Here is a 26,612-nt window from a genome sequence, read left to right as displayed (position 1 = left end):
AAGTTGCAAAATACTAAGTTGGATTAGCGGAATTTATGCGCCAAGTTCCAGCTGGTTTTTAACCAGATTAAAATAATCGGATTTTTTTTCAACCAATGATTGATGATTTCCCTGTTCTACAATTTTCCCATTTTTAAGGACAATGATCTGGTCGGCATTTTTTACGGTAGAAAGGCGATGGGCAATGATCACAACGGTTTTTCCTTTGAAGAACCCCTGTAAATTATCGTGAATTATTTTTTCATTTTCAGCATCCAGTGCAGACGTTGCTTCATCGAAGAAGATAAAATGAGGATCTTTATACACCGCTCTTGCAATCAGTATTCTTTGTTTCTGTCCTCCGGAAATACCGTTTCCTGAAGCTCCGATTTTAGTATTTAAACCTAAAGGCAAGCCATCTACAAATGACTGGATGTTGGCGATATGTAAGGATTCTTTGAGTACATCATCATCAGGGATTTCTTCGCCTGTTGCAATATTTCTTTCAATGGAATCTGAAAATATATAGCCGTCCTGCATAACGACACCACAGTTTTTTCGTAAATCTTTTGGTGAAATTTCTTTTAAATTGGCATGATTGAAATAGATTTCCCCTTCTGTAGGAGCATAGAATCTCAGTAATAATTTCATCAGGGTGGTTTTCCCGCTTCCGCTGGCCCCGACAATAGCGGTAACCTTTCCTTCAGGAATGAAGAGATTGATGTCTTTCAATACATGGGGAGATTGCGGGCCTTCATACTGGAATGATACATTTTTAAAATAGATTCCTTTCTGAATACCGTTTTGGGTGGTGTATTTTTCATTCATTAATGAAAGATGACTTTCCTGTTCTTCCTCAGGATGGTTTTGAACTTCATTTAAGCGGGATAAGCTCAGTCGGGCATCCTGTAATGATTTAAAAAAACTGATCAATTGGTTTACGGGAGAATTCATCTGCCCGATAATATAGGATACACTCAGCAAAGCACCTAAAGTCATATGTCCCTGTACCACAAAGGAAGCGGCAAGAAAGGTGACGATGATATTCTTTAGCTGATTGATAAATTCAAATCCGGAAAGCTGAATCTGGTCAAATTTTAAAATCCTGATATTGACTTTAAAAAGTTTTTGCTGAATTTCTTCCCATTCATTTCGTTTGTAGTCTTCAAACTGGTTGAGTTTCATTTCAGAAATCCCATTGATAATCTCATAAATAGATTCCTGGTTGGCACTTTTCTCCTGAAAACGGAAATAATCTAATATTTTAATTTTTTTCAGCCAGTAAAGCGACCAGACAATAGATATTACAGTAAGCACAAAATAGGTTGCCAGAATACGAAAATCGTAAGTCCAAAGTACAATAAAAAATACTGAAAAGGTAACCATGGAAAAAAGAGTGGCCAGACTTTGAGAAGTTAGAAAAAGTTCAATTCTTTCATGATCCTGTATTCTTTGGTTAAAATCTCCCATAAATTTTGTGTCAAAAAATTTAATGGGGAGACTCATCAGTTTTTTCAAAAAATCAGAAATGATCTTAATATTTAATCTGCTGCCTACGTTGAGCATGATCCAGTTCCGGAATACGCCAAGAACGATGTTTCCTAAGAAAAAAGCCAGTTGGGCCAGAAGTATGTAAGTGATGATGCTTAAGTTTTTCTTATTGACACCGTCATCAATCAGTTTCTGGGTCAGAATCGGAAAGGCAAGTGTTGTGAGAGTTCCTAATAAAAGAATAAAAGACAGCCAGAGGAATTGTTTTTTGTGTGGACTGAGATAATTGTAAATATACTGCAGGGATACTTTTTGATCAGGAATATTTGGTGACCGGAAAAAGTTTTCTGTAGGTTCAAGTAGGAGAGCTACGCCTTTATCAGCGTTTTTCAGCCATGCTTTTCTGAATTCCGTTTCCGTTAATTTTATAATTCCATGCGCGGGATCGGCAATGGTATATACTTTTTCTTTATAAAAAAAAGGTTTGGAAATTTTGGTGAGAACGATGAAATGGTTTTGGTTCCAGTGTAAAACACAAGGCAGGAACTCATCTTTTAAATCCTCAATAGTTAATTGTGTTGCCAGTGTTTTAAAACCGAGCTTGGATGCTGCGTCATTCATACTGAGAATGGAGACTCCTTCTCTTGAAATAAAACAATGGTCACGTAAGTACTGCAGCCCATATGCTTTTCCATAATAAGCGGTTATCATGGCTAAACATGCCGGGCCACAGTCCATTTTATCATGTTGAGGAATAAATTTCATTATTTTTCTTCTAGTAATATATCCTCAGTTTGTTTCACTGTTTTGGTTTCTCCTACGATTTCAATTCCTTTTTTGTCATAAATCATAGAAAGGAAATAAAGGCCGGCTTCTATAGGCCATTCAGCCTCAAGATTCTTTAATAGATCGGAAACCTGCCATTTTTCATAGGTATTAAGATGATCAACAATATTTTTTAATTCAGGATGATATCTCATTTCTATTTTTGAACCTCTTACGAAAAGATAGAATGTATCTTTGGCTTCGTCTATTTTATAGATCATTTTAAAAGGCGCGCTGGTATGGATCTCCTTTTCAAGTAAGAATTCATAATTATCAATATCGTACTTATCTTCTTTTTCTCTGGCCTGTGGAGGGGCTTGCCAACCGGCATTGCTTAATAAACTGTTTTTGTATTCATCATAAAGATGTTTGAAAAATGATTTGGTGGAACCGTTTAACAGATCTTCATCCAGTTTTAAAAGAGAAAGAAACTCATCGAATGTCTGAGTATTTTCCAAGTAATTATGCTGAGGCTCGATAACATCTTTATTGATGTCTATATAATCTCGGTAGAAGGTATTAAGTACCCTGTCAAAAAATTTAATCTTTGAAGGATTATTAAACCAGAACGTTACGCCTACGGAAAGATCATCGCTTTTACCGATATGAAATTTATCCCATGGCATATAAAACAGATCACCAGCACCGAAATCATATCTTTCAGCGTGCTCCAGTAAAGGTTCTATATCAAAGTTATTATGCTTTGTGCCGGTAAGATCCTTATATTTTTCCTGATCCCAGATGTACATGGTTTTTTCGCCGGGACCCAGATGAAAATGCAGTACGTTTTCTCCTTTATGGTCCTGATGGATTCCCAGAGGAGTCCACCCATAGTTTCCTATAAATACGGTTACGTCTACTCCGGTTGCCGGAATACCGATAATCTCCAGTAATGGTTCGGTAATTAATCTTAATTCTTTAGAAATGAAATCAGAATGTCTTTCGAGAAAATTGACAATTAAACCAAATTTTTCTTTAAAAACCCGGTTGCAATATTCTATAATTTCTTCATTTTCAAAAGGCGGGTTTTTATATAATTCGTCAATGAAGTCGGAATTTTCTTTACCTTTTCCCTGAGATGGAAAATAAAGCCTGAAACCATCATGATCCACTGTTTTGAATCTGCTGATTAATCCGTTCACGACTGCATCTTTTAATTTTTTGATCAGATCTTCAGAGATCACATCTTTAATGACACAGGTTTGTGTGAAATTTTTATTGGTTGCAATAAAACTCTCCCAAAATTCTTTGTTAAAATTCGTGTTCATATTATAAGGTTTTTTTAGTTTTTAAAAGGCAACAGAGAATTAAATTCCCTGCTGCCTTATTAGAATTGGGCTTATTCTTGTATAACGACAACAACTTGTTGTACCTGACGTACCTGACGTACTACAACTACGTTGTCAGCATCCTGTGCTCCGAATCCGCCTCTTACTTGGTTTTGTTCTAGTGGAGAAAGGTTTTTAACTTTCAAAAACTCTTTTGCATTAAATTTTGCTTTTTTCATGATAATATTTTTTAAAAAAATTAAGTTTTTGGTTCAAAGTTTATAGACATTAGCCCCTTTGTTGGTCTCTCTTGCAAGAAATTATTTTGTAGTCCGATCGATCTCTTCCTGGTTTTTATTTTCCCTTTTTTCAACGGGCTTTTCCAGCTTTCCACCAAAATTGTAGGTGAGAGCTATCCGGAAGAAACGATTGTCGTAATAGTTTTTAAATGTATTTTTTATGCCATTGCTGTAGGTAGTGTATCTCGGCCTGTTACTGCTGAATATATCATTAAGCTGTAGTACTGTTGTCAGTTTTTTGCTGAAGAATAATATTTTGAGAGTAGCATCCAGTTGATTGGTTCCCGTAACGTAATTGATATTATTGACACCTTTACTGCTTATGCTGTAAGAGATATTAAACAAAACAGTTTTTGAACTGTTTAATGTAATATCATTGCTGATACTCAGATTGGCATTCCAGCCGTTAAGCTGATCAGGAGTTTCAGGAATATAGGATTGGGCATGGCTGTAAAAAACAGCACCTGTAATATTGGTAGCTATATTTTTATTGAGATTGAGATTTAAAATTTCACTAATACCAAGGTCATAAGAATTAATAAAATTGAGATACCGGATCCTGCTGATTTTGGTATCCTGATCAATAACGGAGAACTGATTGAATCCGTCTTTTAAAAAGTTAATAAAAAACGTACTGATCAGTAAGCTTTTATAGGTATGTGAAATTTCAAAATTATCCGAAACGGAAGGCTTTAGCATTGGGTTTCCTTCTGAATAGGTATAAGGTGACAGAATCCAGCGGAAAGGATTAAGAGCATCAAAGGCAGGCCTGTTAATTCGTTTTCCGTAATTAAAAGAATAGCTGTTGGATTCATTGGCATTATAAACAATGTAAAAAGTCGGAAAAAATTTGATGTAATTATTCTTGTTAATACTGTTTTTAATCACAGAATTCCCTTCCAGCTGGGTATTTTCAACTCTCAATCCCAGTTTTGCCTCAATAAGTGCCGTGAATTTTTTTCCTGCAGAAAAGTACAATGCCTGAGTATTTTCCTTTAATGTAAAATGATCCGTAAGTCCCGCATTTTCTATCAGAGCACCATTCATAATATCAAAATGGTTGTATCTGTTTTTTGTGTTGATAAAAGAAAATCTTGCTCCGTAATTAAGATAAAGGTCATTTTCCTTTAAAGGATGTTCCATATCAATGTTTAAAGAATAATTGTCAATCTTTTGATTTCCCAGAGCAAGAGAATTCTGCAACAGCTCATTATTACTTTGTGTAGTGAAGTTTCTGTCAGTTTTATTATTCAGATGAAGAAAGTCAAAATCGGCTGACAGTTTTTTTCCGGTACTATCTATATCATAAATAAAATGGTAATTGAAAGTATGTAACTGATTTTTTATTTTTCCAATTCCTTTCGTATTCAACTGCGAAACGAGTGAATCGGATGCCGTATTTTTAATATCTGTAAAAGAATTATCTTGTATTTCAGGATTTGAAAAAATACCGTTATACTTAATTCCGTTGGTTATTTTACCGGATTGGTATTCTATTCCAAATTGAGTGTTGAAACGGTCGGATAAATCTTTTCTGTTATTTCTTGTTTTCCATGTTTCAAGCGGATAATAGATTTCATTGGTTTCTACCGGAGCTGTTTTACCTTTCGTATATCCTGCATTGGCTAATATAGATAGTTTATTCTTATTATAATTCAGGGTTCCGCTTGCTGCTCCTGTAGGATAAGTCGCCTGGTGATATAAAGATCTTACAGACGCATTCCAGGTATCATTTTTCTGCTTTTTTAATACAATATTGATCAGTCCGGAATTACCTTCTGCCGAATATTTAGATGGTGGATTGGTAAGGAGTTCCAGAGACTTTATATCATCAGATTTAATGGTTTTTAAATATTCAGTAAGATCATTTCCGCTGAGTTGAAGAATCCTGTTATTTATCATAACCTTTACATTCGATTTTCCGATGACGGATATATTCTCATTCATTACATTGATCCCGGGCACTTTAGACATTGCGTCAAGTGCATCTCCGCCCGCAGCGGCGATAGAATTTTCGACATTGAAAATCAAGCGGTCTACTTTTCTTTCGATTAATTTCTTTTGGGATCTTATAACCACGCCTTCTATCGTTTTTATTGTTTCAACTTTAAAATCTTTTTTAATATCATTCAGGATATTTATTTTCTCACTTAGCAGTTTTTCACCATTTTGTATAACTTCAATTTCATAATTTCCAGTTTCAGGTAATTTAATTTCAAATTCGCCCTGTTCGTTGGTAATTGCGGAAAGTTTCTGTCCGGATTCTGAAGTGGCAACAACTTCAACATCTGATAATCCTATATTGGAATTACTGAAAATATGGCCTGCAATACTTTGTGCATGAGCGATAAATCCAAAACATAACGCTATAACAATTAATAAAAATCTCCATCTTCTATCATCCATAAGCTTCTGATCATCGGTTATTATATTTTAGATAAAAGCATAACTTGTTTCATAAACCGGATTGATGTTTATTCTATCCTTTTCGATAACCGTTTTTGGATTTTCATATACCAGATGCTTGTTTTTATGATAAAATTGTAAAAGATTATCATATTCCAATAAAACAGGGATGGTCTCAGAGCCCAAATAATATTTTGAATGTCCTACTATTTTAGGCTCTATTCCCATCAGATATAATATCTTTAGTAATTTGGTGTCGCATTCGGCAAAGGCTATATTTCCCTTATTTTCACAGACTTTCTGTATGGCGAGAGTCATTAGTTTTTTTAAGGGGATAATGCCTTCGTTTCTTCTTATGGCAAACCTTCCGATATGCCATACTTCTCCTTCAAAATTTTTATTTAAAACATTAAAAGGGTGAATAGAAAATATTTTCTGGATGGGTAGAATATCGGTAAAGTTCCATTTTAATACCCTGATGCTACCTACAAATTCATCCTTAATATCTTGAAGCGTATAAACTATGGAGTTTTTTTTATAATAAAGTTCTTCATGGTATACAGTTTTAGTTTTGGTTTCTGAAAATATATGGGACTTTGTATGATGACTATAATTTTCTTTAATAATAAATTCTGCTAGCTTCCTGTAATCAGAGTCTGATTTCAGGATATTTATCTTGTTCATGGGAATTATTTTTCATAAATTTATATGGATTGATTTAGTCAATTATTACACTTTAGTGTAGAATTTTTAAATTAATTAAATAAACATTAAGAAAACTATAACCAAACCTGAGAATATGAATGAAAATGTGAATGACTTCTTTTTTCCAAAAAATACTGTAGGAAAGATTTCAAACGAAGAAACCTTGCAGCTGAATAACTACCTTGAGGTGACCGAGGCTTTTTCGAGAATCAGCTATATGAGCGTATACATTATTGATTATCAGAATCAAAATTTCGAATACGTATCCGAAAATCCATTATTTCTCTGTGGTCATACGGCAGAAGAAGTGAAAAATATGGGCTATGAATTTTATTTTAAATACGTGAAAAAAGAGGATTTAAACCTGCTGCTTAAAATTAACCAACTGGGTTTTGATTTTTATGAGAAAATACCTGTTACAGATCGTAAGAGCTATACAATTTCCTATGATTTTCATATTCTGAATAAAGGGAAGGCGATTCTTATTAATCATAAGCTTACTCCGCTTTTCCTTACCAAAGACGGTAAAATATGGAAAGCAATGTGTATTGTTTCGCTATCCACCCATACTGAATCCGGAAATATTACCATTTTTAAACAAGGAACCAACCAATACTGGATGTATGATATTAAAGATGGGGTTTGGCGGAATGAAGAAAAAATAAAGCTTACGGAACGTGAGCTGGACGTCTTAAGATACCATGCTCAAGGCTATACAATTAATGAGATTGCAGAGAAAATTTTTGTTTCTCCGGATACTATAAAATTTCACCGGAGAAAATTATTTGAAAAAATGCAGGTAAGTAATATCTCCGAAGCTTTATCATTTGTTACCAATAACAAATTATTATGATGCTGCAGACCGGAGGTAATATTCGGGAAATATATTCACTTCTTTATTGGTTGCCAGAAGATAGAGCAGATGAGTGCATGTTGCGGCAACAGTCCATGAAGCAATAGATAACTGCGGAGGTGAAATTTTTACATTTTCATTGGTATATTCATTCAAAGTATTTTCAAGCCAGTGATAAGGTCTGCCCTTCAATTGAAGATCGCGAAGAACATACCGTACCATTTCCAGTTCATTAAAATCCTTATCCGTAATTGATTCCAGCTTTGCCGAGTGCGGGGTGATCACTGCTACAAGGCCTGCCCACCCCAGATTATAAGGATGTAGAACGTTGATATTATTTTCCCTACATTTTGCATCGAAATAAAGTGGGATATCCGATGAAAAATCAAGGGCGTTGATGGCTGCTTTATGGTTTTGTATGATGGAATTGGCATTTTCACGATGAATGTATTCTGTCATGTATCTGATATCTGCAGAAGGATTAATGGTTTTTAACCTTTTATAAAGAGTTTCGGATTTATAATGAGAAATATCCTGTGCAGTATAATTCTGTCTGTTAAGGTTGGATTCTTCTATCCGGTCCCCGTCAACCAGAGTAAGGTTTTCAAAGCCAAATCTCAGAGCACATTCTGCAATATTGCTTCCGATACCGCAGCCGCCAATCAGTATGGGAAAATTTTTTATAAGTTCCTGCTCGTTTTCTGTAACATAGATTCTGTTACGCACATACTTTTCTTCCATGATTCTGTTGTTTAGGTTGTTTAGTTTTCCTAACTAATATAACCAATTTGCTCCGGATTTTAAGTTTTAACAACAGAAATAGAGGGAAGGCTGAATTGTAGGAGATACAACTTCTGCTTAATCTCCAAAAAAAGAAATTTACCTAATTAAAACAATTTAAGATAAAAATAATATCTTAGACAAATGAAATACTTAGAAAAAATCCAAGGATTATTACCTTTAGGCTATTTATATCTTATCATTCTTGGACTTTTAAAGGAAAGTATTCTTTTTTATCAACTGGAAATAAATATTTTAAAATATTCCTCCATAACTGACATTCTGATCAGTCCGATTGCTGATATGGCTTCAAGTCCTATTTTGATCATCATAATAATTTCGGTTGTGCTTTTCTTCTTTTTATTTCAGGTAATACTTGTGAAAAACAGCGATAAAAACTGGAGCAAAAAGCTGTTAGGAAGCTATAAAATAAATTCTGAAGTTGATAAAAAAACATTACAAAAATCGATGATTCCGATATTTGCAATACTTGTGGCCATTGAACTTCTCGCTCTTTTTGTAGGACTGGGATTAGGTGAAGGCAGTATTATTAAAAAGAGAATTAATACTCAGGATTTAAAATACAATTACAAAATCACTTCCGAATCCGGCGAGACAACCGATATCTATATGATCGACATCAACAGTTCTTATTACTTTTATGTTACAAAAGGAGATAAAAATATCAAAATAGCACCTGTTGGAAAAATTAATACATTTGAAGTCATTAAGAAAAAATAATACCATGAAAGACACCAAATCAATCTCCAAATATACCGATGAAGAACTTATCAATAACGAAAAGAAGATAAAAGTTCTTACCATTATGCTAATGACTGTCATTGTTCTTTTATTTTTAAGCACAATGTTTTTGACCTTTAAAAAAGGATTCAGTGCTTTAAAAGTAATTCCTATTGCCTTGCTTCCTGTTTTAATTATGAATATTAATAACTGGAATAAATTAAAGAAAGAAAAATCGGATAGGAATTTATAGGAGATTCTTCTTAAGAGCTAATTTCAAGCTTATATCCTTTACCGCGTATAACAGCAATTTTGATATTAGGATCAAATTCCAGTTTTTTTCTAAGTTTTGATATAAACATATCCAGGCTGCGTCCTACAATAACACCTTCATCTTCCCATATCTCTTTTTGCAGCCGGCTTCTCTCTATAGTCTGGTTAGGAGACTGCGCGAAAATGAGCAGCAGACGCGTTTCCGTTCCGGTCAGGTTTATGATGTTTTTATGTATTTCCAGTTGCTGTTCCTGCGCATTAAACAAGACTGATCCAAATGTTAAAATGTTGGTGTTTTGGTCGCCGGGTGCAGCTCTTCGTGGTCTATCCGATCTCAAAAAAATGAAACCAACAAAAGCTAAAAATGACAGGATGCCCAGAACATAACCATTCTTTGCTGTATTTATTCCGGTCGGCTCAAATTTAATGTTAATCATGTAACATCCTTTGGGCTGCACTCTTCCTCTACAAGCTATGATATCATCTTTTTTATTATTGGATATAGCGTATCCATAGGCTACACTGGAGTTGCCACAGTTCAGAACGTTAACTACATAATCACGTGCGAGAGGATCTTTGGCCAATAAACGTCGGGTAGTATTCACCAGCGATTCCGGTTTAAAAGTAAGCTCATTCTCAAACCTGATCTGGTATTCATTTTCTGCAATCTTTTGTATCGGAAGCACCCTTGATTTACTGTCACCCGACTGCGTGAGTAATTCATCTCCTATCCTTCGAAGCAAAACTTCTCTCCTGGCGATATCAAAATCGTCACTGCTGGTCATGCTGAATGCCACACAAATCAAAGAGATAAACGAGAGCAATATCAATCCAAACAGGTACTTGCGTTTCCCGGAGAGAAGATTTCGGTTTTGAGACATACCATTTACAATTTATTTACAAAGGTTACACTATTATTTACAATCCAGGTTCCTTCGTCTGAACACTATCAAAGTATCTTTGTTGCATCAACTTCAAAAGATACGAAAAATAAAAGAAATGCCTTAAACGTATCTGTCAATTAAATCTATAAAAATATGAGAAAATTTATTTATGCTCTGATCTTACCGCTGGTTGTGGTAAGCGGACTGGTATTTGCTAATCGCGAAATCAAAAATGAAACTTTTAAAAAGTCGGCCCAAAAGCCACTCTCTGCTGCTGAAATGAAAACCGAATTGAAAAAATGGGAGGCTACCCCAGATGGCATAAAGTTCCAAAAATGGAAAGCGTCTCCCGAAGGTAAAAAAGTGCTTGACGGTGCTGCTAAAATAAGAAATCAGGTAAGGTATTCTATGAATATGGAAGCTGTTGTAACCTCTCTTTCTCTTCCGCCGGGATCACGATTAGGTTTTGGAATGATGATCAGAATTAATGACGAAGATTATATTCTCAGTTTTGGGTTAGAAAATTCTAATGAATTTCAGCAATTGCATAGCCTGAAAGTTAACGACAAAATAATTATAAGAAGTCATAGTGTATTGTACGCACCCAAGTATTCATATCCAATCGTATCGGGCGACTATGTAGAACGAGATAGTAAAAAAATTTATAAACGTGTTCCCAGCAAAGGCGGCTGCTGAATAATTTCAAGTAAGATAAAGTGTATTTCAGTTTTACTTGATTTTGGCGTTATAGATTGTTAATTAATTATTTATTGTTTCCAGAAAAGGGAATAAGGTTCGACTATAGTTCCTCCTTCTCCGCCAGATAGAAACCAAATAAAATCAAAGAGTCTTTAAATGCTAATGTTTAAAGGCTTTTTTGTTGTTCAGGGTTACCATCAAAAGAATACAAAATGAAAGTAGGCAGTTTAGGCTATTACCAAAATAAAATCCCCTCAAATCATACAATTTGAGGGGATTATTAGAAATATCTAATTTCTTGTGGTTTCTCCAGGAATCGAACCAGGGACACATGGATTTTCAATCCATTGCTCTACCAACTGAGCTAAGAAACCATATAGTTTGTTGTCTTACTTTGTCGTTTAAAGTGGGTGCAAAAATAATAATTTTTATAATATTCTCCAAATGTTTTTTTTACAAGTGGAATAAAAAACCGCCTTATTCAGGCGGTTTGTGGTTTCTCCAGGAATCGAACCAGGGACACATGGATTTTCAATCCATTGCTCTACCAACTGAGCTAAGAAACCATTATATTTTTGTTTGTCTTACTTCGTTGTTTTAAAGTGTTGCAAAAGTAAGAAGTTTTCATATATGAAGCAAGTATTAACGGAGTTTTTTTCGGAGAAAAATAAAACCTATTGATTTTCAGCCGGATTATTTTCCTGTTCTTTTCTGATTTGTTCGCTCATTTCCTCTAATACAGGCTTAATCGTGCTTTCCGGAAGGTCACTGATGCGGATGTACATCAGCCCGTCAATCGCATCATTAAAGTTCGGATCTACATTAAATGCAATTACTTTTGCATTTTGTTTGATGTATTTTTTGATTAAAACAGGCAGTCTTAGCTCCGGTTCAAGGTCATCAATGATTTTATCGAGCTTGTTAAGGTCAGATTCCATTTCCTCAAAGAAGATATTTTTATCCCGGTCTCTGAGTTTTACTTTATATTCATTTCTGGGAGTGATGTACTGTGCAACTGCACCATCGTAATAATTCGAACGCATAAATTCGATCATCAGAGATTTTGAAAACTCCGAAAATTTATTGGAAATACTTACACCACCCATCAAAAACTTATGATCAGGATTTCTTAAACACACATGTACAATCCCACGCCACAAAAGGAAAAGCGGAAGTGGTTTCTGCTGGTATTCCTGGCAGATGTATGCACGTCCCATTTCAATTACCTTTTTAAAGAAAGGGTGAATGTCCTGCTCGAATTCAAATAAAGAACTGGTGTAGAACCCTTTAATCCCATATTTTTTCATCACATCTTTACCCAGAGCCATTCTGTAAGCTCCGACCAGTTTTTCCTCCGCATTATCCCAAAGGAAAAGATGATGATAATGTTTATCATATTCATCAAGGTCAAAAGGAAGATTACTGCCTTCGCCAACAGCACGGAACGTAAGTTCTCTCTGACGGCCAATTTCCCTCATTACAGAAGGAATTTCTTCATAGGTAGTAAAATAAATTTCATAATTGCCATTGCTGAAAAGCATTTTATCAGTGCCTTTCAGTTTGCTGATATCATGAATAATATCCTCTTTTGGAGTCTCGTCTATGATATTCTGAACAATATTTTCCTCCTTCAGTAAAGGGAATTTTAATGAAAGGTTCTGAAGATTAATAGCCTGGGCAAGAGATTTCCTTTTTTCATAGTAAGATTTCATCATGTATACCTTACGTTTGAGGAATTCTCCAAGCTCTTCAATAGTTTCCATATCATCCATCGCTTTTACAGCAATAGGCTTTCCGATTCTGATACGGATCGGTTTTTCCCTTTCATTCATCATTTCCGAAGGAAGCATCAGGGTCTGCAAATTCGGATGGAGTTTTGCAATCTGATAAAACAGGCGGCTGTTCTTCGCATGGAAATACATAGGAACTACCGGCACTTTTGCCATTTTTATCAGCTTAAGGGCCGGTTTTTCCCATTCTCTATCTAAAATTTCTCCGTACGGGTTGTTCTTGTTGGAAACTTCCCCTGCCGGAAAAATACCTACACAGCCTCCGTTCTGAAGATGCTTTAATGTTTCACGCATTCCGGATGAGCTGCTGTAAGCTTCTTTTCTGTTTTCAAAAGGGTTTACAGAAATTACATACGGTTCCATGGGTTTTATTTTCTCCAGAAGAAAATTACCCATTACTTTGAAATCCGGACGAACTTCTGATAAAATTTTGCACATTAAAATCCCGTCAATTGCCCCAAGCGGATGATTGGAAACAAGAATAAAAGGTCCTGTTTTCGGGATTTTGGCTAAATCTTCTTCAAAAGCGATATAACTTAAGTTTCTCTCTCTTACAAATGAGTCGAAAAAGTCTTTACCTTCCTTATCTTTGAGCTTATCATACAGCTTATTTACTTCGTTTATTTTAGTAAGGCTCATCACAGCAGATGCTACAGGGTTCTTCAGGAATCCTATTTTACTCAAGCCGGAAGCTTTAATTAAATCGTTTTTCGAAATTAAACTCATGTGTTTTTAGTCGCTATTAGTTTTATTGTGTTACCATTTGAAGTGTATTTTTTGAGATCTGCTCTAATAAAACACTTTTTTCCTGGTAAAATTTATCAATATTATCAATCTTCGCATTTCGTACCGTAAATAAAGATACATTTTTCATTACCTCAGTTTTAAAAACCTTTTGAAGCTCTTCATTAAGCTCATCTATGGTATGGAATTTATCTTCCAAACATAAAGCTAATGAAATTGCTGAATTCTGCATCAGAGAAACTTTAATTTTATATTTTGACAAATATCCGAAAATTAAACTCATATGGTCTTCTGCAATGAAAGAAAAATCTCTTGTGGAAATTTTCAGCAACGTTTGATTTTCTTTTAAAATATAAGATTCCTCCTGTTGATTCTCGCTTGAAGCACCTACTTTTGTCCCTTCTTTTGTAGGATCAACGAAAGATTTTACATAAAAAGGAATATTTTTTTGCTGTAGTGGTTGCAATGTTTTCGGGTGAATTACACTTGCTCCATAATAGGCCATTTCAATAGCCTCCTCATAAGAGATATGGGACAGAAGGCTTACATCCTTGAATTTTCTCGGGTCACCAGTCATCACTCCCGGAACATCTTTCCATATCGTCATCGCATCAGCATTCAGGCAATAAGCAAAAATAGCAGCAGAATAGTCGGAACCTTCTCTTCCCAGTGTTACCGTGAAATTATTCTCATCAGAACCGATGAAACCTTGCGTTACATAGCAGATTTCCGGGTTGAGGGTAGACATAAACTCTTCAGTTCTTGTCCAGTCTACAACACCTTCCTGATATGAATTATCCGTTTTTATATAATCTCTTGCATCCAACCATTGATTGGTAAACTGTATTTCATTTAAATATTCACTTACAATCTTAGTGGAAATCATTTCTCCGCAGCTTACCACCTGATCATAGACAAAGCTGTAATTAGGCGATTTATTTCTTCTCAAAAAAGAATCAATATCATCAAAAAACAGGTTGATTTCTGCAAAAACAGCGTGGTTTTCAGGAAATAAGCCCTGTGAGATTTCGATGTGTTTTCGTTTTATCTTTTCAATTTCAGTTTGATAGTTATCCTTCTTGAAATAAAGCTCTACTACTTTTTCCAATTCATTAGTTGTTTTGCCCATCGCTGAAATAACCAGCAAACACTTGGCAAATCCCTGGCTTTTTAAAACCATAGATACATTTTTTACACTTTCGGCATCTCTTACAGACGCCCCACCAAACTTGAAAATTTTCATTAAATTGTTAAAAATAAAATTGTTAGATAAAAATTAGTTGAGTTTTTTACGGAGGTCAAAATTATAAATTTACAATGAGATATGAAAGAGGCAGCGGAGACAGGCAATTAAGATTTTATTAAAATGAGTGTGATTGCAGGAATTCCTTTTCCCCGGTGTCCTATATTGGTGATTAATTGTAAAGATGTCATCTCAATGTTACAAATATATATTGGTGTATTGTGTTGAAAAACAGTTGTTAAGCTATTTTGAAAGAAAATTCTTTCCATTGTTATAAATTTTACGAAATTTGGTGAAAACATAAAAAGTAAAATATGTCAGATCAACCATTACAGACTTTAGGGGAATTTCTTATTGATAAACAGGACGACTTTCAGTACTCTACGGGGGAATTTTCTCGTCTTCTCAGTGCAATAAGATTGGCTTCAAAAGTGGTAAACAGGGAAGTAAACAAGGCTGGAATTGCAGATATTATAGGTAAAGCAGGAAATGAAAATATTCAGGGCGAAGAGCAGCAGAAGCTTGATGTGATCGCCAATGATATCTTTATTACTGCATTGTCACAGAGAGAAGTGGTGTGTGGAATTGCTTCCGAGGAAAATGATGATTTTATTGATATTAAATGTGGTGAGAATGGGCATTTAAGTAAATATGTTGTATTGATCGATCCTCTTGACGGGTCTTCAAATATTGACGTAAATGTTTCGGTAGGAACGATCTTTTCTATTTACAGAAGAGTTACGGAACCAGGAACTCCGGTTCAGCTGGAAGATTTTTTACAAAAAGGCGTTAACCAGATTGCAGCAGGTTATGTGATTTACGGTTCATCAACAATGATTGTTTATACAACAGGAAATGGAGTAAACGGATTTACACTGGATCCGTCCCTGGGAACCTATTATCTTTCTCATCCTAATATGAAGTTCCCTAAAACGGGTAAAATCTATTCTATCAACGAAGGAAACTATATTAAATTTCCACAGGGAGTTAAAAACTACCTTAAATATTGCCAGATGGAAGAAGGTGACAGGCCATATACCTCAAGATATATCGGATCTTTAGTAGCTGATTTCCATAGAAACATGCTGAAAGGCGGAATTTATATTTATCCTTCCTATTCTCAGGCTCCGAATGGTAAATTAAGATTACTATATGAATGTAATCCGATGGCATTTTTAGCTGAGCAGGCCGGAGGAAAAGCTACAGACGGATTTCAAAGAATTCTGGAAATAGAACCTACAGAATTGCATCAAAGAATTCCGTTTTTCTGCGGAAGTATCGATATGGTGGAAAAAGCAGAGGAGTTTATGCGAATCGATAGTGTAAAATAAATGAAAGCAGAATATTTTAAATATTTATTACAATTCAAACGCCCGAGTGGAACATCTCGAGGCGTTTTGTCTGAAAAAGAAACCTTTATTCTTGAAGTTTCAGAGAATGATAAAAAAGGTACAGGGGAATGTGCAGTTTTCAGAGGACTGAGCTTTGATGACAGACCGGATTATGAAGAAAAGCTACAGTGGCTTTGTCAAAATATTCAGAATGATGCTGAGTTTCTAAAAAAAGAATTAAAAGAATTTCCGTCACTTTGGTTCGGATACGAACAGGCGATGCGTAATCTGAGATACGGGAGCAATCTCTATTTTCCAAGCGAATTTACTAATGGACAATCTCCGATAATAATCAATGGTTTAATATGGATGGGAGATGTTAATTATATGGAAGAACAGATTCAGGATAAGCTGGATCAGGGTTTCCATTGTATTAAATTGAAAATAGGTGTAAACTGGAAATCGGAGCATGAAATCCTTCAGAAGCTAAGAGCTAAATTTTCGAAAGAAAAATTAGAATTGAGAGTGGATGCCAATGGCGGATTCAGTACTGAGGAATCCAAAATAGTTTTGCAGCAACTGGCAGACCTGAATATTCATTCCATCGAGCAACCGATTAAAGCCGGGAACCGGAATGATATGAAGGAATTATGTGCCCAAACTCCAACGCCGATTGCTTTGGATGAAGAATTAATAGGAATTACTGATTGCGATGAAAAAGAAAGGCTTTTAGAAACTATAAAACCTCAATATATTATTCTTAAACCGGCTTTGGTAGGAGGTTTTTCAGGTTCTGACGAATGGATTTCTCTTGCTGAAAAACAAAACATAAACTGGTGGATCACTTCCGCGCTTGAAAGTAATATCGGTTTAAACGCCATAGCACAGTATACCTATACTAAAAAAAGTAAAATGCCTCAAGGCCTGGGCACAGGAGGCTTATTTACTAATAATTTTGATAATCATTTGGATTTGCGAGGGGAACAATTGCTTTTTAAAGCATGATGATACCCTGGAAACTGTGTTACTTTTTCCAGTTAAAGTCTAATTAAATCTCTTCGGTAACGAAGATTGCTTTCTTGATGTTCTCTAATAAATGAGAAAACTTTAGCTTAAACTTTTTCATGATGGAAAATTTAATGGATTTGGTTAATTCTCTATTCCTAGAAATAAGCAATCTTTATGCCAAATTTTGATTATTGATAATTTTTAACATAAAAATTTATTAATAATTATATTTTAACAGATTGTTAACTGATTATTATAAAAATATTCTCATTTTCTTTTAATCTGCTGAAAACTAGATTTATAACCCCAAATACAGCTCGGAATATCATTTTTTTTATAAAATGGGATATTTTTTATAAACTTCATAAATTATCTTTGGATTTTACTTCAAACCCGAATTGTTGATTGATATTTTTTGAAAAAATATTGAATTATTGAATGTTGGCATTTAATCATCGCTTTCGTAAACCCTAAATTTTCCCTAACTTTGTGAAACTTTTTTTGCATAAATAAAAGCTAACTTAATGGAAGAAGAAAAAAAATCACTCAATTTTATTGAGCAAATTATTGAAGATGATCTGGCAAACGGTTTGAATCAAAATCAGATCCGTTTCCGTTTTCCCCCTGAACCAAACGGATACCTGCATGTAGGGCATACAAAAGCCATCTGCATCAACTTTGGTTTGGGTGAAAAATACAATGCTCCCGTAAACCTGCGTTTCGATGATACAAACCCTGAAAAAGAAGAGCAGGAATTTGTAGATTCTATTAAAAAAGACGTTGAATGGCTTGGTTTCAAATGGGATAAAGAATTGTATGCATCAGACTACTTCCAGCAGCTTTATGATTGGGCCGTTCAACTGATCAAGGAAGGGAAGGCATATGTAGATGAGCAACCATCAGAAGTGATCACCGAGCAGAGAAAGAATCCTGCAGAACCCGGTGTTGAATCGCCTTATAGAAATCGTCCTGTTGAAGAGTCTTTAGACTTATTCGAAAGAATGAAGAACGGTGAATTTGAAGAAGGTGCCATGTCTCTACGTGCAAAAATCGATATGCTTTCACCGAATATGAACATGCGTGACCCTGTGATGTACAGAATTTTAAAAAGACCACACCACAGAACAGGTACCGAATGGAAAATTTACCCGATGTATGATTGGGCTCATGGTGAATCCGACTATTTGGAACAAGTATCACATTCATTGTGCTCTTTAGAATTTGAAAACCACAGACCACTTTATAACTGGTATCTGGATCAGGTATATGATGAATCTAAAGTAGCACCAAAGCAGAGAGAATTTGCAAGGATGAATGTCTCTTATATGATCACATCCAAAAGAAAGCTTCAAAGACTTGTCGCTGAAAAGGTAGTGACGGGTTGGGATGATCCAAGGATGCCTACGATCTCCGGAATGAGAAGAAAAGGTTTTACACCTGCTTCCATCAGGAATTTTATTGAAAGAGTAGGAGTTGCAAAAAGAGAAAACCTGATCGAAATTCAGTTATTGGATTTCAGTGTCCGTGAAGATCTTAACAAAGTGGCTAAACGTGTCATGGCGGTCGTAGATCCGGTCAGATTGGTGATCGAGAACTATCCTGAAGGGAAAGAAGAATGGGTGGAAACTGAAAACAATCCTGAACAGGAAGGTGCCGGAACAAGAGAAATTCCATTCTCAAGAGAATTATACATTGAGCGTGAAGATTTCAAAGAAGAAGCCAATAATAAATTTTTCAGATTAAAATTAGGCGGTGAAGTGCGTTTAAAATCTGCATACATCATCAAAGCTGAAAGAGTGGAGAAGGATGAAAATGGAGAAATTACCACAATTTACGCTACTTACGATGAAAAAAGTAAGTCAGGAAGCGGAACTGAAGAAAGCTTAAGAAAAGTAAAAGGTACATTACACTGGGTATCTGCAAAACATGCAATTCCTGTGGAAGTAAGAATTTTTGAAAATTTATTCACTGTTGAACAGCCTGATGCTGAGAAAGATGTGGATTTTCTTGATTTCATCAACCCTGAATCGGTGAGGATTATTAAAGGATTTGCTGAGCCTGGTTTAAAAGATGTGGCTGTTGGAGAACCTTTACAGTTCCAGAGAATAGGATATTTTACGAAAGATCAGGATTCTACGGATACAAATCTGGTATTCAACCGTACTGTAACATTAAAAGACTCTTATAAGCCGGAGTAAAAATTATTGATATCAATATATTAAAGAAACAGGGCTTAATTTTTAGGCTCTGTTTTTTTATTGTCAGTTTAGTGTTTTCGAAATTAAATGATAGAAATGTATCGGAAACTTTTAATTATATAGCTGCAAGGATATGCAAAGAAAATTAATTGTAATGTGACAAATCTGATCAATGATAGATGGATTATTAATCTTTGCTCTTTGTGTTAACCAAATACAAAATTTAAAATTGTGAAACTATTACATATATATACAAGTTCATTTAAAGGGCTTTCCCAGGAAAGTTGGATGTTGGCATTGGTAATGCTCATCAACCGGTCCGGATCGATGGTGCTTCCGTTTTTGGGAGTATACATGACGGCTCACCTGCATTTTAGCATTGAAAATTCAGGAATTATCCTGAGCTTTTTCGGAATAGGATCGGTACTCGGTTCCTGGCTCGGAGGAATGATTACAGATAAAATCGGGGAATACCGGGTACAGAGCTTAAGCCTGTTGCTCAGCGTACCGTTGTTTTGTCTGATCCCGCTGTTTAAAACAGAAGTGGGACTGGCCGGTATTATTCTGGTTCAGAGTATTGTAAGTGAAGCTTTTCGTCCGGCTAACTCGGTGGCTATTACCAAATATGCAAAGCCTGAAAATATTACGAGAGCATTCTCGCTGAACCGTATGGCCGTAAATCTGGGATTTTCTATTGGCCCGGCTCTGGGTGGGATTTTATCGGCCATTTCTTATGAGTTTTTATTTTTCAGCAATGCTTTGGGAGCTTTACTGGCAGGTCTGATGTATATCTGGTTCTTCGGGAAGCGAAATAAACTGGCTGCAAGAAAAGCTAAAAAAATAAAAGAAGCTGTATTGATTAAAAAAGAAAATTCGCCATACCGCGACAGTAAGTTCTTAATTTACTGTTTCTTTTGTATGCTCTTTTCCATATGCTTTTTCCAGTTATTCAGCACATTGACGATTTTCTACAAAGATACGGCACACCTGAGCCAGCAGAGTATAGGATTTATTTTAGGATACAGCGGTTTCCTGATCGTGCTGCTGGAAATGGCATTTGTACAAATTGCCGAAAAATATTTTAAGCTTGCATCTACCATGCTCTTAGGAACTTTCTTATGCGGGTTTTCTTATGCAATGATGGCATTTGATTACAGTATGATTACACTGATAGTATCCATGACGATATTGTGTATCGGAGAAATCTGGACGTTGCCTTTCATGTCGACCATTACAGCCTTGCGCTCCGGAGAAAATAATAAAGGAGCTTATATGGGACTGAACGGAATATCATTTTCCATTGCATTTATCATTACACCTTATGTAGGAACCCTGATTGCGGAGAAATTCGGGTTCACGGTTTTATGGCTTGGAACGGGAGCTCTGGCAACCGTTATTGCGGTAGCCTTTTATTTTGTTGTGCCGTGGATGCTTAAAGATAAAGCTGATAGAAGTTAGGAGTTATGAGTTATGAGTCATGAGTTGGTGGTGTTGATAATATACTTTATACTTAGGAATTAATCATCAATACGTTAATACATGAATACATAAATACAAAAACAGATTTCATTCATTTTAAATAAACTCCTAGCTTTGTATTGATGACAAAATACGGTTTCTTAATTCTGATATTCTGCAGTTCGGTTCTCTTTTCGCAAAAAAGAGGAGATTCTGTGGGTTTAATTTCTGAGGTGAGAATTGATGCCTATAAAAAACCGGTTCCTTTTATCACTTCTACAAAGTCGGTTGCTGTGGTTTCGGAAAATCTTCTTAACCAGAATACGCCTGAGAGAATGTTGGAATCCGTTAACCAGATTGCAGGTGCCAGAATGGAAGAACGTTCCCCGGCAAGCTATAGGATTTCTTTGCGGGGAAGCACTTTACGTTCACCTTTTGGAGTCCGGAATATCAAAGTTTATCTTGACGATTTTATTTTGTCGGATGCCTCGGGAAATACTTATTTTAATGTTATTTCTCCCGAGCTGATCGACAGAATGGAGATTTATAAAGGACCTGAAAGTGGTGATTACGGGGCTGTAACCGGTGGAACGCTTCTGCTTCAGACAAGAAAAGCTGATCATGTGTCTGTGAATCTGGCTACAGGAAGTTACGGAACTTTTAATCAGAGTTTTAATTTCTCAAAACAATCAGGAAAGCATTTTTTTGAGATTTTCGAAAATTATTACAGAACTGATTCTTACAGGAAACAATCTGCGGTTGAGAGAAAACTGATTTTTTTAAAAGACCGGTTTCAATATACAGAAAAAGCATCGTTACATGCAATGCTTTTATTTTCTGACCTAAATTATCAGACTCCGGGCGGGCTTACCCTTGAGCAGATGCAAATAGACAGAAAGCAGGCCAGACCGGCAACAGCAACACTTCCAGGTGCTGCAGAACAAAATGCAGGAATCCGGAACAGAATGATTTTAGCCGGAGTTTCACATGAGTATAATTTAAACCCACAGTTATCCCATTTTATTTTAATTCAGGGCTCGTATGTTGATTTTGAAAACCCTTTTATCACCAATTTTGAAAACCGTTTTGAGAAGAATTTCGCTTTAAGGACTCATCTCAATTATGAGAAAAACTGGCGTGCAATTTCATTAGCCTGGAGATTGGGTTTTGAAAGCGGAATCAATGATATTCTTATTAAAAATTACGATAATCACGGAGGAAATGAAGGCAATCCACAGAATTTTGATCAGCTTAAAAATACTTCCGGGTTTTATTTTCTTTCACAGAAATTCAATATTGCTGAAAAGCTGTTTACAGATATTTCCATAAGTCTTAACTCCAATTCATACGATTGGGAAAGACTATACCCGACCTCCGGGAAAGGGAAAATACATTTTAAAAATCAATGGCTTCCCAATTTTGGAATTACTTATCAATTAGGAAAAGGATTTTCAGTACGGGTGAAGGCTGGAAAAGGAAACTCTGCTCCAACCAACGAGGAAATCCGTTCTTCAGACCAGCAATTTAATCTGAACCTTGTTCCGGAATATGGATGGAATAAAGAATTTGGTGTACGCAAACAGTTTGGAAACATGATTTTCATTGAAGCAGGTTATTTTGATTTCCGGATGAAAAATGTTATTGTAAGAAGGCAGAATGAAGCTGGCCAGGAATTTTTTGTGAATCAGGGAAGCACCGTGCAGAAAGGACTTGAAATACTTTTGGAATCTAAAAGCTTTAGCTTTCAGAATGATTTTCTGAGCCGTTTTAAATTCAGGGTCTCGGGAAGTTTCTACAACTTTAAATTTGAAGATTATGCTGGAAACAATCAGGTGTTTTCCGGAAATGATCTGACCGGAGTTCCTGCAACAACAATCAACAGCTTATTGAATTTTGTATTCTTTAAAAAACTCTCAATGGATTATTCCCATTTTTATACTTCAAAAACCCCTTTGAATGATGCCAATTCCGTATGGTCGGAATCGAGTTTTGTCGGAAATATTCAGTTCAGATTTCCCGTTAATTTTGAAAAAACAAGGCTGAATCTCTATCTTCAGATTCAGAATCTTTATAATACAGATTATGTATTGGGCTTTGATACGAATGCTTTCGGAAACCGGTTTTATAACCCGGCTGCTAAAAGGAATTTCATCGTCGGAGCCAAAATAGATTTTTAAGACTTAGCAATAAAACAAAGTTATTAAATTTGGCAACTATATACTATTTTACACTCATCAATTTTTATTAACGCAAAGCTTTTAAAATTCGACTGCTTTATTTTAAGAAAAGCAAAGAAGGCAGCAAAGCTGCTATGAAGTATTCTTTTGAAATCTATTTTAATAGATTGAAAAACTTTGCTCATCTTAGATCGGTCCGACTCATCATTTTCTTTGCGATAAAAACCATCGGAGAGGCAAGAAAAAATAAGTGTAAAATAGTATATAGTTACCTTAAATTTTAACTCTTAATACATAAACATCTGCTTAATCAGCAAAAATCAGCGAGATCATAAAAAAATCTACCTGTTGTAACAAAATTATTTCGAAACAATATCCCGAACAATCATCTCAGCATGAATTCTGGAATTTTCAATAAACCAGAGGTGCGTATCTTTTCCTCCACAAACTACACCTGCCAGATAAAGATTTTTAATATTGGTTTCCATAGTTTCCGGATGATATAGCGGATTCAGGCAATCTCCCTGTAATTCAATTCCTGAGTTTTTTAAAAAATCAAAATCCGGAAGATAGCCCGTCATGGCTAAGACAAAATCATTTTCAATCTCATGAGCCTGTCCGTTTTCATCTTTAAATACAACCGTATTTTCCCTTACCTCTGAGATTTCAGAATTAAAATGAGCAATGATACTTCCTTCAGAGATTCTGTTTTCAATATCCGGTTTTACCCAATATTTTACGCTTTTTGATATTTCGGAATGCCTGATGATCATCGTGACTTCCGCTCCTTTTCTATAGGTTTCCAAAGCAGCATCCACCGCTGAATTGCTTGAGCCCACCACTACAACTTTCTGCTTGGCATAAGGATAAGGTTCGGTATAATAATGCTTCACTTTCGGAAGATTTTCTCCCGGAATATTCATCAGATTCGGGATATCATAAAAACCGGTTGAGATAATGACATTCTTTGCGGCATATTTTGATTTTGTGGTTTCAATTTCAAATACATCATTATCTTTTGAAACTTTTACTACTTTTTCATATAAATTGATATGGAGATTCTTCTGTCTTGCAATTCCCTGATAGTATTCCAGAGCTTCCTGTCTGCCGGGTTTAGGCGCTGTTGATATAAACGGAATTTCGTCGATTTCCAGCTTTTCAGCAGTTGAGAAGAACCGCATGTATAAAGGATAGTTGTACAGTGAATTGACAATGGTTCCTTTTTCTATGATCAAATAGGTGAGGTTGTTTTTTTTAGCTTCAAGGGCACAGTTAAGACCAATAGGTCCGGCTCCGATAATAAGAATATCTAAAATTTCCATATAACAAATTTACTTAAAACCATCATATTAAGCTTATAACAGGCAAAAGAACTTATCTATTACCCCTATTTTTGTTGGCATCAGTTTTGGTGATTTTATAGGACATTAAAAATCATAATCATAAATTGTTAAGATGAAAAAACTATTCATTTCAATTCTGGTTCTAAGTTTGGTAGCCTGTAAACAAGAACCGAAAAAGCCTGCTGCTGAAAGTACTGATTCTACAACTCAGATAAAAACGGATACTATAGCAAATACCCATGAGGTAATCGCCAATAAAGAAGAAGTTCTGAAGAAAACGAATGATGAGATTTTAAAGATTTTAAAAGATAAGGATTATAAAAAGTTTGCCGAATGCATCCATCCACAGAAAGGAGTTAGATTTTCGATGTATGCTTTTGTAGATCCTAAAAGCGATAAACAGTTTTCTAAGGAAGCATTTGAAAAATATTATCCTACAAAAACCCTTTTTACATGGGGATCACATGATAGTTCCGGTGATCCGTATAAAGAAACGATCAAAAATTATTTAGGAAAATGGGTATTCTCAAAAGACTTTACTGCATCTGCCTATTCTCTGAATAAATTTCAGGGTGGAGGTAATTCCCTGAATAATTTACAGGAGATTTATCCAAAACATGATTTTACCGAAAACTATATAAAAGGTACAGAAAAATACGGTGAAATGGATTGGAAAACGCTCCGTTTTGTATTTGAAGAATTCCAGGGAACTTATTATCTGATCGCGGTGATTAATGATCAATGGACTATTTAATCTAAGATTTCAGCCAGCTTTTTAGTAAGATTTTTTCTTGAAAACTGCTCAATATTCTGAGTGTTTTCAAGAAGATTTCCACTTTTCCATAATTCATATTTTTCAAGGATGAACGTTTTTATGGTTTCAGAATCATGATAACTGAAATGCTTTCCTGCATTGGTTTCTGCTAAAATTTTAGAAACATCGGCCTGATCCGGTCCAAATGAGATAATCTGTTTTCCTGAAGCTAAATATTCAAATATTTTCCCGGGGATAATACCTTTGGATGAGTCATTCGGGAAATTGGTAATCAGCAGCATATCAGAATTTTGCATTTCACCTATCGCATTGTCATGAGAAAGATAGCCCAGATTGAGAATATGTTTTTTTAAATCTGAATTTTCAAAAGTATTCAGAATTTTATCATCAATTCTTCCTGCAAATTTCAAAATGAAATTTTCTGCAAAATCAGGACGGGTCTTCACTAATTCATTAAGAGCGTTCCAAAGGTTTTCAGGATTTCTCAACTGCTCTAAAACGCCGATATAGCTCAATGTGAAATGATGATTTTCAGTTTCACTATTTTGCAATTTTACGATTTCACCTTTTTGTCCCTGCGAATCACTATCATCAAATCCGTTTGTGATACAAATGGCATTGGCCCCGTTTTTACGGAAGTTTTCGGCATCGGTATAGCTTGTAGCCAGTGTTATGTCTGCATTTTTATAGACTTCACTTTCCAGTCGGCGGTGTTTTTTATCTGAGCTTCCGGTAAGCTTTAAATGTTTATAATAGGAAATTTCGGTCCACGGATCACGGAAATCTGCAATCCATTTCAGACCCGGAAGTTTCTTTTTAAGATTTAAACCGATCAGATGCAGGGAATGGGGTGGCCCTGAAGTTACCACCACATCAATTTTATTTTCTTTTAAATATTGCTCTAAAAAACTGACGGAAGGTTTTACCCAGAAAACGCGGGCATCAGGAATGAAAAAATTTCCTCTTACCCAGATAGAAAGCTTAGACTTCCAGCTTTGGTTTTGCCCTACGTCAAACTGTCCGGCCTTAAATTTCTTGTTGCTCTTATTCAGTCTTTCGGCCAATTGATAGGGTTCCCAGATTTTAGTTTTAACGATTTCAATATTACCCGGAACATCTTTTAAAAGGCTTTCATCCAGCAATGGATAGCTGGGATTTTCAGGAGTGTAAATCACCGGTTTCCATCCGAAATCGGGCAGGTATTTTGCAAACTTCAACCATCTCTGAACACCAGGACCTCCCGCAGGAGGCCAGTAATAGGTGATAATGAGAATTTTCTTTTCTTCCATTAATTAGGATTTTATATTCCGAAGGAATAAATCTTAATATTCTTAATAACTTA

Annotated in this window: 21 protein-coding genes and 2 tRNA genes; 10 read left to right on the top strand and 13 right to left on the bottom strand. The window is 35.4% G+C overall.

What is annotated here, in order from left to right:
• Positions 1-33: 33 nt before the first annotated feature.
• From AB8P06_RS08190 to AB8P06_RS08170, 5 genes are all read right to left on the bottom strand, one after another.
• The gene (locus AB8P06_RS08190) at positions 34-2,235 is read right to left on the bottom strand and encodes a peptidase domain-containing ABC transporter (protein WP_369840351.1); all 2,202 of its coding nucleotides are present in this window, start codon (positions 2,233-2,235) and stop codon (positions 34-36) included.
• Positions 2,235-3,563 carry a hypothetical protein gene (locus tag AB8P06_RS08185; protein WP_369840349.1) on the bottom strand — a complete coding sequence of 443 codons (1,329 nt, stop codon included), beginning with the start codon at positions 3,561-3,563 and terminating at the stop codon, positions 2,235-2,237. The genes AB8P06_RS08190 and AB8P06_RS08185 overlap by 1 nt, the downstream gene beginning before the upstream one ends.
• Positions 3,564-3,634: 71 nt before the next feature.
• Positions 3,635-3,802: a hypothetical protein gene (locus tag AB8P06_RS08180; RefSeq protein WP_369840347.1), complete on the bottom strand. Its 168-nt coding sequence runs from the start codon at positions 3,800-3,802 to the stop codon at positions 3,635-3,637.
• 81 nt (positions 3,803-3,883) lie between these two features.
• The gene (locus AB8P06_RS08175) at positions 3,884-6,268 is read right to left on the bottom strand and encodes a TonB-dependent receptor domain-containing protein (RefSeq protein ID WP_369840345.1); all 2,385 of its coding nucleotides are present in this window, start codon (positions 6,266-6,268) and stop codon (positions 3,884-3,886) included.
• Between the two features lie 27 nt (positions 6,269-6,295).
• Positions 6,296-6,952: a hypothetical protein gene (locus AB8P06_RS08170; protein WP_369840343.1), complete on the bottom strand. Its 657-nt coding sequence runs from the start codon at positions 6,950-6,952 to the stop codon at positions 6,296-6,298.
• 115 nt (positions 6,953-7,067) lie between these two features.
• On the opposite strand from AB8P06_RS08170, the gene AB8P06_RS08165 reads away from it, so the two are divergent.
• On the top strand, positions 7,068-7,826 hold the full coding sequence (locus tag AB8P06_RS08165; RefSeq protein WP_369840341.1) for a response regulator transcription factor: 759 nt from the start codon (positions 7,068-7,070) through the stop codon (positions 7,824-7,826).
• On the opposite strand, the gene AB8P06_RS08160 is transcribed toward AB8P06_RS08165, so the two are convergent.
• Positions 7,821-8,567, bottom strand: a complete 747-nt coding sequence (locus AB8P06_RS08160) for a ThiF family adenylyltransferase (RefSeq protein WP_369840339.1) — start codon at positions 8,565-8,567, stop codon at positions 7,821-7,823. The genes AB8P06_RS08165 and AB8P06_RS08160 overlap by 6 nt on opposite strands.
• 183 nt (positions 8,568-8,750) lie before the next feature.
• On the opposite strand from AB8P06_RS08160, the gene AB8P06_RS08155 reads away from it, so the two are divergent.
• Both AB8P06_RS08155 and AB8P06_RS08150 read left to right on the top strand, forming a co-directional pair.
• Positions 8,751-9,347, top strand: a complete 597-nt coding sequence (locus tag AB8P06_RS08155) for a hypothetical protein (protein WP_369840337.1) — start codon at positions 8,751-8,753, stop codon at positions 9,345-9,347.
• Between the two features lie 4 nt (positions 9,348-9,351).
• On the top strand, positions 9,352-9,600 hold the full coding sequence (locus AB8P06_RS08150; RefSeq protein ID WP_369840335.1) for a redox-active disulfide protein 2: 249 nt from the start codon (positions 9,352-9,354) through the stop codon (positions 9,598-9,600).
• A gap of 10 nt (positions 9,601-9,610) precedes the next feature.
• Here AB8P06_RS08150 and AB8P06_RS08145 read toward each other — a convergent pair whose 3' ends face one another.
• Entirely contained in the window at positions 9,611-10,405 is a 795-nt protein-coding gene (locus AB8P06_RS08145) for a winged helix-turn-helix domain-containing protein (RefSeq protein WP_369840333.1), read from the bottom strand.
• Positions 10,406-10,657: 252 nt separating this feature from the next.
• On the opposite strand from AB8P06_RS08145, the gene AB8P06_RS08140 reads away from it, so the two are divergent.
• Positions 10,658-11,200 carry a hypothetical protein gene (locus tag AB8P06_RS08140; RefSeq protein ID WP_369840331.1) on the top strand — a complete coding sequence of 181 codons (543 nt, stop codon included), beginning with the start codon at positions 10,658-10,660 and terminating at the stop codon, positions 11,198-11,200.
• Between the two features lie 304 nt (positions 11,201-11,504).
• On the opposite strand, the gene AB8P06_RS08135 is transcribed toward AB8P06_RS08140, so the two are convergent.
• The 4 genes from AB8P06_RS08135 to AB8P06_RS08120 all read right to left on the bottom strand — a co-directional run bounded on the left by AB8P06_RS08135 (position 11,505) and on the right by AB8P06_RS08120 (position 14,980).
• Positions 11,505-11,577 (bottom strand) — tRNA-Phe (locus tag AB8P06_RS08135).
• Positions 11,578-11,696: 119 nt separating this feature from the next.
• Positions 11,697-11,769, bottom strand: a tRNA-Phe gene (locus AB8P06_RS08130).
• 108 nt (positions 11,770-11,877) lie between these two features.
• Positions 11,878-13,719, bottom strand: a complete 1,842-nt coding sequence (locus AB8P06_RS08125; RefSeq protein WP_369840329.1) for a bifunctional lysophospholipid acyltransferase family protein/GNAT family N-acetyltransferase — start codon at positions 13,717-13,719, stop codon at positions 11,878-11,880.
• A gap of 22 nt (positions 13,720-13,741) precedes the next feature.
• Positions 13,742-14,980 carry an aspartate kinase gene (locus AB8P06_RS08120; protein WP_369840327.1) on the bottom strand — a complete coding sequence of 413 codons (1,239 nt, stop codon included), beginning with the start codon at positions 14,978-14,980 and terminating at the stop codon, positions 13,742-13,744.
• Positions 14,981-15,294: 314 nt separating this feature from the next.
• Here AB8P06_RS08120 and fbp point away from each other — a divergent pair, with 314 nt between their 5' ends.
• From fbp to AB8P06_RS08095, 5 genes are all read left to right on the top strand, one after another.
• Positions 15,295-16,311: a class 1 fructose-bisphosphatase gene (fbp, locus tag AB8P06_RS08115; RefSeq protein ID WP_369840325.1), complete on the top strand. Its 1,017-nt coding sequence runs from the start codon at positions 15,295-15,297 to the stop codon at positions 16,309-16,311.
• On the top strand, positions 16,312-17,316 hold the full coding sequence (locus tag AB8P06_RS08110; RefSeq protein ID WP_369840323.1) for an o-succinylbenzoate synthase: 1,005 nt from the start codon (positions 16,312-16,314) through the stop codon (positions 17,314-17,316).
• Between the two features lie 527 nt (positions 17,317-17,843).
• Positions 17,844-19,517, top strand: a complete 1,674-nt coding sequence (locus AB8P06_RS08105; protein WP_369840321.1) for a glutamine--tRNA ligase/YqeY domain fusion protein — start codon at positions 17,844-17,846, stop codon at positions 19,515-19,517.
• 288 nt (positions 19,518-19,805) lie between these two features.
• Positions 19,806-20,975, top strand: a complete 1,170-nt coding sequence (locus AB8P06_RS08100) for an MFS transporter (RefSeq protein ID WP_369840966.1) — start codon at positions 19,806-19,808, stop codon at positions 20,973-20,975.
• 215 nt (positions 20,976-21,190) lie between these two features.
• Complete coding sequence (locus AB8P06_RS08095; RefSeq protein WP_369840319.1) at positions 21,191-23,152, top strand: TonB-dependent receptor; 1,962 nt, start codon at positions 21,191-21,193, stop codon at positions 23,150-23,152.
• 359 nt (positions 23,153-23,511) lie between these two features.
• On the opposite strand, the gene AB8P06_RS08090 is transcribed toward AB8P06_RS08095, so the two are convergent.
• Positions 23,512-24,474 carry a YpdA family putative bacillithiol disulfide reductase gene (locus AB8P06_RS08090; RefSeq protein WP_369840317.1) on the bottom strand — a complete coding sequence of 321 codons (963 nt, stop codon included), beginning with the start codon at positions 24,472-24,474 and terminating at the stop codon, positions 23,512-23,514.
• Positions 24,475-24,607: 133 nt separating this feature from the next.
• Between AB8P06_RS08090 and AB8P06_RS08085 the strand changes: the two genes are divergently transcribed.
• Positions 24,608-25,249, top strand: a complete 642-nt coding sequence (locus AB8P06_RS08085; RefSeq protein WP_369840315.1) for a hypothetical protein — start codon at positions 24,608-24,610, stop codon at positions 25,247-25,249.
• On the opposite strand, the gene AB8P06_RS08080 is transcribed toward AB8P06_RS08085, so the two are convergent.
• The gene (locus AB8P06_RS08080; RefSeq protein WP_369840313.1) at positions 25,246-26,559 is read right to left on the bottom strand and encodes a glycosyltransferase family protein; all 1,314 of its coding nucleotides are present in this window, start codon (positions 26,557-26,559) and stop codon (positions 25,246-25,248) included. The genes AB8P06_RS08085 and AB8P06_RS08080 overlap by 4 nt on opposite strands.
• Between the last annotated feature and the right edge of the window lie 53 nt (positions 26,560-26,612).

It is taken from the genome of Chryseobacterium tongliaonense (genome assembly GCF_041224435.1).
Lineage (GTDB): Bacteria > Bacteroidota > Bacteroidia > Flavobacteriales > Weeksellaceae > Chryseobacterium > Chryseobacterium tongliaoense.
The sequence above is the reverse complement of the archived record's forward strand: the minus strand, read 5'-3'. Positions and strand labels throughout refer to the sequence as shown.

Coding starts and splice junctions, on each gene's coding strand:
- AB8P06_RS08160 (WP_369840339.1), bottom strand. CDS start 8,567: ATGGAAGAAAAGTATGTGCGTAACAGAATCTATGTTACAGAAAACGAG.
- AB8P06_RS08155 (WP_369840337.1), top strand. CDS start 8,751: ATGAAATACTTAGAAAAAATCCAAGGATTATTACCTTTAGGCTATTTA.
- AB8P06_RS08150 (WP_369840335.1), top strand. CDS start 9,352: ATGAAAGACACCAAATCAATCTCCAAATATACCGATGAAGAACTTATC.
- AB8P06_RS08110 (WP_369840323.1), top strand. CDS start 16,312: ATGAAAGCAGAATATTTTAAATATTTATTACAATTCAAACGCCCGAGT.
- AB8P06_RS08090 (WP_369840317.1), bottom strand. CDS start 24,474: ATGGAAATTTTAGATATTCTTATTATCGGAGCCGGACCTATTGGTCTT.
- AB8P06_RS08080 (WP_369840313.1), bottom strand. CDS start 26,559: ATGGAAGAAAAGAAAATTCTCATTATCACCTATTACTGGCCTCCTGCG.
- AB8P06_RS08165 (WP_369840341.1), top strand. CDS start 7,068: ATGAATGAAAATGTGAATGACTTCTTTTTTCCAAAAAATACTGTAGGA.
- fbp (WP_369840325.1), top strand. CDS start 15,295: ATGTCAGATCAACCATTACAGACTTTAGGGGAATTTCTTATTGATAAA.
- AB8P06_RS08175 (WP_369840345.1), bottom strand. CDS start 6,268: ATGGATGATAGAAGATGGAGATTTTTATTAATTGTTATAGCGTTATGT.
- AB8P06_RS08120 (WP_369840327.1), bottom strand. CDS start 14,980: ATGAAAATTTTCAAGTTTGGTGGGGCGTCTGTAAGAGATGCCGAAAGT.
- AB8P06_RS08190 (WP_369840351.1), bottom strand. CDS start 2,235: ATGAAATTTATTCCTCAACATGATAAAATGGACTGTGGCCCGGCATGT.
- AB8P06_RS08185 (WP_369840349.1), bottom strand. CDS start 3,563: ATGAACACGAATTTTAACAAAGAATTTTGGGAGAGTTTTATTGCAACC.
- AB8P06_RS08180 (WP_369840347.1), bottom strand. CDS start 3,802: ATGAAAAAAGCAAAATTTAATGCAAAAGAGTTTTTGAAAGTTAAAAAC.
- AB8P06_RS08105 (WP_369840321.1), top strand. CDS start 17,844: ATGGAAGAAGAAAAAAAATCACTCAATTTTATTGAGCAAATTATTGAA.
- AB8P06_RS08170 (WP_369840343.1), bottom strand. CDS start 6,952: ATGAACAAGATAAATATCCTGAAATCAGACTCTGATTACAGGAAGCTA.
- AB8P06_RS08140 (WP_369840331.1), top strand. CDS start 10,658: ATGAGAAAATTTATTTATGCTCTGATCTTACCGCTGGTTGTGGTAAGC.
- AB8P06_RS08085 (WP_369840315.1), top strand. CDS start 24,608: ATGAAAAAACTATTCATTTCAATTCTGGTTCTAAGTTTGGTAGCCTGT.
- AB8P06_RS08125 (WP_369840329.1), bottom strand. CDS start 13,719: ATGAGTTTAATTTCGAAAAACGATTTAATTAAAGCTTCCGGCTTGAGT.
- AB8P06_RS08100 (WP_369840966.1), top strand. CDS start 19,806: ATGTTGGCATTGGTAATGCTCATCAACCGGTCCGGATCGATGGTGCTT.
- AB8P06_RS08145 (WP_369840333.1), bottom strand. CDS start 10,405: ATGACCAGCAGTGACGATTTTGATATCGCCAGGAGAGAAGTTTTGCTT.